Source organism: Pseudogemmobacter sp. TB195 (genome assembly GCF_058313095.1).
This window is the reverse complement of record NZ_JBZEGG010000057.1, coordinates 1-8412: the sequence shown is the minus strand read 5'-3', so window position 1 is coordinate 8412 and position 8412 is coordinate 1. Positions and strand designations below refer to the sequence as shown.

The window sequence follows — 8412 nt, the reverse complement described above, 5'->3', positions numbered from 1 at the left end:
AGCGGCTCCCTATTAGCTCTGGCGCAAAACAATCCTAACAACCAGACAAACAAACACACAAGAAATAAAGTTGAATGGAAGGAAAGCTGTTGGCGCATTTTCCGGCGGCTGCCGGATTTCCGTGCAGCCGCTGCAAAGCAGCACGGCAGGCGCCGGCGGCAAGCGCAGGAAAGGCGCGTAAAATCAGGGCTGATGCGGGCTGCCATGCGGCAGGTTTTGCTCTGGCAGCATGGCGGGCAGGCTCTGGTTCAGCAGCGCAGCAATCCGCATGAGTTGGGGGCCAAGCGGGTTTGACCGCCGCCAGACCATGCCGATCACCCGTTTCGGATGCGGTGCGGCAAGCCGGTCGACCGCAACCCGGGCCGATTTCGTCTCGATCGGCAGCGCCATTTCGGGAATCAGCGTCACCCCGATTCCCGCACCGACCATCTGCACCAGCGTCGAAAGCGAACTGCCCTCCATCAGATCGCGCGGCGCGCGCGAGGCAGGGATCTTGCAAAAGGACAGGGCCTGATCGCGGAAGCAATGGCCCTCTTCCAGCAGGAGAAGCTTCATCTCGGCCAGCCGCGCCGCATCCGGCACCGGGCGTCCGGCATCCGAGCGGGGGCGGACCAGCAGAAATTCCTCCTCGATCAGCGGGACTTCTTCAAGCGCGGGTTCCGAGACGGGCAAGGCGAGGATGGCAAGATCAAGCCTCCCGGCGGTCAGATCGGTCAAAAGCGTGCGCGTCACCGCCTCGCGCGGGCGCAGATCAAGCGCGGGCCAGCGCCGGGTCAGATGCTGGATCAGACCGGGAAGGAGATAGGGCGCGACTGTCGGAATGACACCGATCCGCAGAATGCCGCCCGGCTCGTCGCCCGCAGCCCGCACCAGATCGCCAAGCTGGTCGACGCGGCGCAGGATATCACGGGCACGGCTGGCAAATTCCTCGCCCAGAGCGGTCAGACGGACCCGGCGCGCGGCGCGTTCCACGAGTGGCGCGCCGATCAGCGCCTCCAGTTCGCGGATCTGCATCGACAGCGCCGGCTGTGAGATCGCACAGGCCTCGGCGGCACGCCCGAAATGGCCGATCCGCGAGAGCGCTTCGAAATAGCGCAGATGTTTCATCGACAGGGCATTCATAAGATCACCTTATCGCAGAGGTAAGTTTTTGCAATTTTGAATTATTCCAGAGCCGGGCTAGACCTGAGGGCAGCCAGGCAGGTGGGGGGATTCGGCATCAGGCCGGTCCGCGCCCTTCCAGGACATGCGCGCTACGCGAGAAACCGCAGCCAGTCGGAGGAAAAATGGACGGAAATGATGTGAAGTCGGGTGGCAAATGCCCGGTTATCCATGGGGCAAATACCGAGCTGGGCCAAAGTGTGATGGCCTGGTGGCCGAATGCGCTGAACCTCGACATTCTCAGCCAGCAGGACAGCAAGACCAATCCGCTGGGGCAGAATTTCAGCTATCGCGAGGCGCTGAAAACCCTTGATGTCGAAGGCCTGAAGGCCGATCTGCGCGCTTTGATGAATGACAGCCAGGACTGGTGGCCGGCGGATTACGGCTCCTATGTCGGCATGTTCGCCCGCACCGCCTGGCATATGGCGGGGTCCTACCGTGTGACCGACGGGCGCGGCGGCGGCAATACCGGCAACCAGCGCTTTGCGCCGCTGAATTCCTGGCCCGACAACGTCAATACCGACAAGGGCCGGCGTCTGCTGTGGCCGATCAAAAAGAAATACGGCAATGCGGTTTCCTGGGCCGACCTGATCCTGCTGGCCGGCACGATTGCCTATGAGGTTGCCGGTCTGAAGACCTTCGGCTTCGCCTTTGGCCGTGAAGACATCTGGCATCCCGAGAAGGACACCTATTGGGGATCCGAGAAGGAATGGCTGGCGCCCTCTGACAGCCGCTATGGTGATGTTGCCACCCCGGCCACGCTGGAAAACCCGCTGGCGGCGGTGCAGATGGGCCTGATCTATGTGAACCCGGAAGGGGTCAACGGCGTCTCGGACCCGCTGAAAACGGCGGCGCAGATGCGCGAGACCTTCTCGCGCATGGCGATGAATGACGAGGAAACCGTGGCGCTGACCGCGGGCGGCCATACGATCGGCAAATGCCACGGGAATGGCTCGGCGGCAAATCTTTCGCCCGATCCCGAAGCTGCCGGCCCGGAATTCCAGGGCCTTGGCTGGATCAACACCAATGGGCGCGGCGTGGGTCGCGACACGGTCGTGTCGGGGCTGGAAGGCGCCTGGACCACCCATCCGACGCAGTGGGATAATGGCTTCTTCGAGATGCTCTTCAAACATGAATGGCATATCGTGACGACGCCCGCCGGTGCGCATCAGTGGGAGCCGGTTTTCATTGCCGAAGAAGACAAGCCGGTCGATGTGGAAGACCCGTCGATCCGCGTCATGCCGATGATGACCGATGCCGATATGGCGCTGCGGGTGGATCCGGGCTACCGCGAGATCTCGCTCCGGTTCAAAGAGGACCAGGCGTATTTTTCCGAAGTCTTCGCCCGCGCCTGGTTCAAGCTGACCCATCGCGACCTCGGCCCGAAATCGCGTTATGTCGGCCCGGATGTGCCGGCGGAAGATCTGATCTGGCAGGACCCGGTCCCGACCGGGGCGACCGGCTATGATGTGACCGGGCTGAAGGCCAAAATCGCCGCTTCCGGCCTTTCGGTGCAGGATCTGGTGGCCACCGCCTGGGATTCCGCGCGCACCTTCCGCCATTCCGACAATCGCGGCGGTGCGAACGGGGCCCGCATCCGGCTCGCGCCGCAAAAAGACTGGGAAGGCAACGAGCCCGCCCGTCTGGCGCGCGTCCTCTCGGTGCTTGGCCCGCTCGCGCAGGCCGCAGGCGCGAGCCTCGCCGATGTGATCGTGCTGGCGGGCGGTGTCGGCGTGGAACAGGCCGCGAAAGCGGCTGGTTTCCCTGTCGAGGTCCCCTTCGCACCGGGCCGTGGCGATGCAACCGACGCCCAGACCGATGCGGAAAGCTTCGGGCCGCTGGAGCCGATCCATGACGGCTTCCGCAACTGGGTCAAAGCCGATTACACCGTCTCTCCCGAGGAGCTTCTGCTTGACCGGGCCCAGCTGATGGGTCTGAGCGCGCCGGAAATGACCGTCCTTCTGGGCGGGCTGCGGGTGATCGGCGCGAACCATGCAGGTTCTGCGCATGGTGTCTTCACGCAGACCCCAGGCGCGCTCACGAACGACTTCTTCACCACGCTGACCGATATGGCCTATAATTGGGTGCCGGTCTCGAAATCGACCTATGAGATCCGCGACCGCAAGACCGGGGCTGCGAAGTTCACCGCCACCCGCGTTGATCTCGTCTTCGGCTCGAACTCGATCCTGCGCGCGATTGCAGAAGTCTATGCTCAGGATGACAACCGCGAAAAACTGGTCCGGGACTTTGTCAAGGCCTGGGTCAAGGTGATGAACGGCGACCGTTTCGACCTGAAGGCCTGACAACAGAAAAGGCCCCGGATAGCGCCTTCCGGGGCCTTTTTCTTATTCATTTTCTGTCTTTAAATATCCCGGGGGAGGCTGCGCAAAGCGCAGACGGGGGCAGCGCCCCCATGCGCCATCAGCCCTCCCGTGCCTCCGCCTTCCCGCGCGGGATCAGCCCCGACAGCGCCCGCGACACAAGCCCCGAAACACCAGGCCTCGCCACCGCATGAAACGGCAGCGGCCGGCATTGCTCCATCGCGGCGACCCCGATCCGCGCTGTCAGTGCCCCGTTCACCACCCCTTCGCCGAACCGTCGCGACAGCTTTGAGATCACGCCGCCGCCAGCAACCGATCCCAGAAGATCATCCGCCAGCGACACCGCCCCCGCCGCCAGCAGCGAGGAAAACACCCGGCGCAAAAGGCTCCAGCTGCCCAGTGTTCCCGACCGGCCGCCATAGATCATCGCAATCCGCCGGATCATCGCGAGATTGGAATAGAGAACCGCCGCCACATCCGCCAAAGCCAGCGGCACAAGCGCCGTCACCAGAGCGACGCGCCGCGCAGCGGCCTCGATTTCCGCCCGTGCGGCGGCGTCAAGCGGCGCGAGGATCTCGGTCTCGGCCAGGGCCAGCACCGCATCGGCATCCAGCACCTCGGCCTGATGGTCCTCGAACCGTTTCAGCCCCCAGGCGGCCTCGGCGCGCGCGCTGTAAAGGTCGGTGATGCTTCCGGTCACGCCGCGCGCGGCCTTCAGATCGGCATTCACATGCGCCGAAACCGCGCGGGCGCGCAGATGGTCAAGCCGCGCGATCCGGGCAAAACCCATCGCCTCGCGCGCGGCCATGATCAGCGCGATCAGGACCGCCAGCGCGATCAGCACAAAGGCGATCCAGCCCAGTGCCACATTGCGGGTGAAAAGCGAGGCGGTGAAATCCCAGGCCGCGACCCCGAGAACAAAGGTAAAAAGCGTCGAAAACACCCAGATCGCGGCGCGCGTCAGACCCGAGCGCCGCGCTCCGGCAGCGCGCGCCAGCTGCTCCAGCATGAGATCCGCCCCGGGCAGATCACTGATCGGCGGTGCGGCGCCAGGATCGGCCTCGGGGATGTCATCCGCATGGATTTCCTCGACAAAGGGGCGGTGCGGGGATTGGGTCACAGCCGGTCTCCGATCAGAAATTCGACGGCGCGGTCGAGGCGGATATGTGGCGGTCCGTCGCCCGGTTTCAGCGAAAGCCGCGCGGGCGCGAATTCCATCATGCCAAATTCCGCGTCGAGCCACTCTGATGCACCCTCGCGCGCCGGCGACAGGATCCGCGCCGAATCTGCGGGCAGCGCGCCGGGATACATCACCGCCTGTTTTCCGCTGGTCAGAAGCCGCCCACGCACGGCGGGCAGCGGGACGCCGCCACGTTCCACGGTCTCCTCAACCGTGGCACGCAGGCTCGCGAGCGACAAAGCCGCCACCTCGGCCCCGGCAAATTCGGCGCGCCCCTTCGCATCGGCGACCAGTGCCTCGGTGATGGCGGTCAGGGCAGGGTGCTGTTCATGGTGCAGATGGTCGGCTCGGGTCGCCGCGAAAAGGATTTTGGCCACCCGCCTGGTCCCGATCAGCGAAGACAGCCAGGAAGCGCGCCCGACTCGAAAGGCGGTCAGCACCTCGGCCATGACCTTCCGCAGATCCTCGACCGCCTGCGGCCCCTTATGGATCGCGCCCAGCACATCCATCAGCACGATCTGGCGATCAACGCGGGAAAAATGGTCGCGGAAGAACGGCGTCACCACCTTAGCCTTATAACCCTCGAACCGCCGTGCCATCTCGCGCCAGAGCGATCCGCGCCCGGCCTCAGACGGCTCGGGGATCGGGGCAAAGGTCAGGACGGGCGAGCCGGCGAGATCCCCGGGCAGTAAGAACCGGCCGGGCGTGCAATCCGACCAGCCGGCAGCACGGGCAGCGGTCAGGTAACGCGTAAAGCCCGCTGCCAGCAGCTGTAACCGCGCCTCGTCCAGCGCCAGCGCCCCGTCTTCGGCCCGGGCCAGCGCCAGAAAATCGCGCGCCTCGGGCAGGCGGGGCGCCCGTTTCGCCACCAGTGCAAGGGTGTCTTCGGACCAGGTGGCGAAGGTTTTCTCCATCAGCGCCAGATCCAGCAGCCATTCGCCTGGATAATCCACAATATCCAGATGCAGGACCTGAGGCCCCCGAAACCCCGCGAACCATCCCGAGGGACGGGTGAGAAACGACAGCCGCAGCTCGGAGATCGAGCGGGTCGAGGCCGGCCAGCGCGGATCATCGCCGGTCAGCGCTGCAAGATGGGTCTCATACTCGAAACGCGGCAGCGTCAGGTCGGGTTGCGGTTGAAGATGGACGGTCTCGATCCGCCCCTCGCGCGCGGCGCTCAGTTGCAGCATCCGGCCCCGGTGCAAAAGATTGGCGATCAGCGAGGTGATGAAGACGGTCTTCCCGGCGCGTGACAGGCCGGTGACGCCCAGTCGTAGCACGGGTTCAAACAGGAGGCCGGAGATCCCCGCCTGGGTCTGATCGATCCCGCGCGCGATGCCGTCGGTGATGCCGAAAAGTGCCAAACCCGCCCCCTGTTCTGTCGCTGGGAAGATAGGGCGCGCCTTGCTGCTTGGGAAGGTGGACGAAGGGGGGCATCTGGGCTAAGCGGCGGGAATGGCGCGCTTTGCATTCAGGATCGAGTATAACGGGGCTCCGTTCAACGGCTGGCAGCGCCAGGCGGGGGGGCAGCCTTCGGTGCAGCAGGCGATTGAAGAGGCCCTGGCGAAGCTGGAGCCGGGCGAACATCGCATCGCCGCCGCCGGCCGGACCGATGCGGGCGTTCACGCGACTGGGCAGGTGGCCCATGCCGATCTCGCGAAGGACTGGGAGCCGTTTCGCCTGTGCGAGGCACTCAACTGGCATCTGAGACCACAGCCGGTGGCGATCACCGCCTGCGCGCAGGTGGCACCCGATTTCCATGCGCGGTTTTCGGCGCTGGAACGGCGCTACATGTTCCGCCTTATGGCCCGGCGCGCGCCGGCGGTGCTGGAGGCGGGGCTTATGTGGCAGGTGCGGGGAGCGCTGGATCTCGAGGCGATGCGGGCAGGGGCTGCGCATCTGATCGGGCTTCATGACTTCACCACCTTCCGGTCGACCATGTGCCAGGCGCAAAGCCCGGTGAAGACGATCGATGAAATCTCAATCGAGGAAGTCCCCTGCGCGGGGGGGCAGGAATTCCGCTTTTACCTGCGCGCCCGCAGTTTCCTGCACAATCAGGTCCGTTCGGTCGTCGGTACGCTGGAGCGGGTGGGGGCGGGCGGCTGGCCGCCGGCCCGCGTGAAAGAGGCCCTGGAGGCGAAAGACCGCGCCGCCTGTGGCCCGGTCTGCCCGCCCGAGGGACTTTATCTGACCGGAGTTGGCTATCCGGCGGATCCGTTCGGGGGCTGAGATCGCCCGGAGGGCACCCGGGCGGTCCCGCCTGTTCAGGCCCGCAAATGCCGCACCCGCGCCGCCCATTCAATCGCGGCGGCATGGAGGCGGTCGATCCGAAGTTCCTCGCGCAGCTCTTCGAGCATCCGGAGTTCTTCCTGGCTGTGGCGCCCGTCTGCGGTCACGACATCACAGGCCAGCGCATAGGCGGTCTCATGCAGCCGTTCGGGCAGGGCATCGCGGATCAGGCCGAAAAACGCATCAAGCCCGTCTTCTTCCTCGAAGAGATCAAAGACCGTCTGCGACACGCGCCGCATCCTGTCGGTATCATAGCCCGAGAAAACCGGCATCAGATTGACCATGCTCTGAATCGCCACCAGCTCGGCCGTACGCATATTCTGGTCCGAGGCCGAACAGGCGATCATCACGGCGACGAGGGCATCCTGGGCCGACATCGAAGGGGGGGCGGTCTGCTGCAAGTCACTCACTCCGAAGTCTGCGCAGGTGTTTGCGCAAGGTAAGTTTGTCTGCGGCGAAGCTAATCGTTGCCGCCTTTCGCGGCAAGGCCAACGCCTCAATCTTGCGAAGCGCCGCCGGGAGAGACGCCGGCATGGGCCTTTCCCCTTGTTCGCTCTGGGATCGCTATGCAGTCTCGCTGTCATGACAGACCCCGCTCGGCTGATTTGCGCAAGCCGCCCGGTATTCTGGCCCTTGTGGCCGGGCATTGGCGGGCTGGCGCTTTGGCCGCGCTGGACAAGCTGGCGGGGCGGCGCGTGGTGAGTGACGAGGTCACCCCGCTGGCCGTGGACCGCCCCTGTGAGATGAGATTGACAAAGGCCGGAGTCGCCGCCTTGCTGGCCCTCGGCAGCCCAGTCCCGGGCGAGGTACTTGGCGCGCAAGCCTCGGGCCGGGGCGGCCAGGCGGCGCTGAGCGCGGTCCCCAGGGGTTAGGTCCGGGCGGTCTGACCGTGCCGGATAACGGGTCACCTTCCGCGAGGGCTTCAGGCTTTGACGCCGCTGGCGGAGCGAGGATCAGCGGCTAGCTGCCGGTCGGGCTGAATCCAGTGGCGATTTCTGCGGCGAGCGGCCTGAATGAGATCGGCTAGGACACGACACAGGCGCTGATAGGTGACAAGGGGGACGCGAGGATCCGGCGTGGGCTGATCCACTTGCTGCCCTCGCTCGAGGCGTTGCGCGCCCATATCGCGCCGGGGCGGGCCAAGGTGGTGACGCATTTCGCCCGGGATACCTATCACGCGCTTTTGACCAGGGCATCGCTGCGTGGTCTTGGGGCTTCGGCGCCCGGTATGGAGGTTTCGGTCCGCCTCCATAGGCCTTGATGATGTGACCGCTCTCCTGTGTGGATCCTCTCAAACCCAAACTGGCAAACAGATGCCGTTGGGGGGGCGTCACATCATGTGTGGGTAGCCCCGGTTTTAGCGGGCTGTCGCCTCGGCTGGCAGCATACGGTCGAATGCGTCCATGTGTCAGGCCTTTTGTCGGAACGCTATGCTCCTTGGCCGGTATGGGATCCGCGGGT

At 65.1% G+C, this 8412-nt stretch carries 8 protein-coding genes; 4 read left to right on the top strand and 4 right to left on the bottom strand.

Annotation, left to right across the window (positions count from 1 at the left end):
- Positions 1–183: 183 nt before the first annotated feature.
- Complete coding sequence (locus AC4FS3_RS28185) at positions 184–1122, bottom strand: hydrogen peroxide-inducible genes activator (RefSeq protein ID WP_092898737.1); 939 nt, start codon at positions 1120–1122, stop codon at positions 184–186.
- Between the two features lie 164 nt (positions 1123–1286).
- Between AC4FS3_RS28185 and katG the strand changes: the two genes are divergently transcribed.
- On the top strand, positions 1287–3464 hold the full coding sequence (gene katG, locus AC4FS3_RS28180) for a catalase/peroxidase HPI (RefSeq protein WP_491023290.1): 2178 nt from the start codon (positions 1287–1289) through the stop codon (positions 3462–3464).
- Positions 3465–3582: 118 nt separating this feature from the next.
- Here katG and AC4FS3_RS28175 read toward each other — a convergent pair whose 3' ends face one another.
- Both AC4FS3_RS28175 and AC4FS3_RS28170 read right to left on the bottom strand, forming a co-directional pair.
- Positions 3583–4602, bottom strand: coding sequence for a YcjF family protein (locus AC4FS3_RS28175; protein WP_491023289.1), 1020 nt, complete (start codon positions 4600–4602; stop codon positions 3583–3585).
- Complete coding sequence (locus tag AC4FS3_RS28170) at positions 4599–6026, bottom strand: YcjX family GTP-binding protein (protein ID WP_491023288.1); 1428 nt, start codon at positions 6024–6026, stop codon at positions 4599–4601. The genes AC4FS3_RS28175 and AC4FS3_RS28170 overlap by 4 nt, the downstream gene beginning before the upstream one ends.
- A gap of 91 nt (positions 6027–6117) precedes the next feature.
- Here AC4FS3_RS28170 and truA point away from each other — a divergent pair, with 91 nt between their 5' ends.
- Positions 6118–6891 (top strand): tRNA pseudouridine(38-40) synthase TruA, encoded by a 774-nt coding sequence (gene truA / locus AC4FS3_RS28165; protein WP_491023287.1) that lies wholly within the window; start codon positions 6118–6120, stop codon positions 6889–6891.
- 35 nt (positions 6892–6926) lie between these two features.
- Here truA and AC4FS3_RS28160 read toward each other — a convergent pair whose 3' ends face one another.
- The gene (locus AC4FS3_RS28160) at positions 6927–7328 is read right to left on the bottom strand and encodes a tellurite resistance TerB family protein (RefSeq protein WP_198839334.1); all 402 of its coding nucleotides are present in this window, start codon (positions 7326–7328) and stop codon (positions 6927–6929) included.
- Between the two features lie 189 nt (positions 7329–7517).
- On the opposite strand from AC4FS3_RS28160, the gene AC4FS3_RS28155 reads away from it, so the two are divergent.
- Positions 7518–7823 (top strand): hypothetical protein, encoded by a 306-nt coding sequence (locus AC4FS3_RS28155; RefSeq protein ID WP_491023286.1) that lies wholly within the window; start codon positions 7518–7520, stop codon positions 7821–7823.
- Between the two features lie 218 nt (positions 7824–8041).
- Complete coding sequence (locus AC4FS3_RS28150; RefSeq protein WP_491023285.1) at positions 8042–8212, top strand: hypothetical protein; 171 nt, start codon at positions 8042–8044, stop codon at positions 8210–8212.
- Positions 8213–8412: the final 200 nt, after the last annotated feature.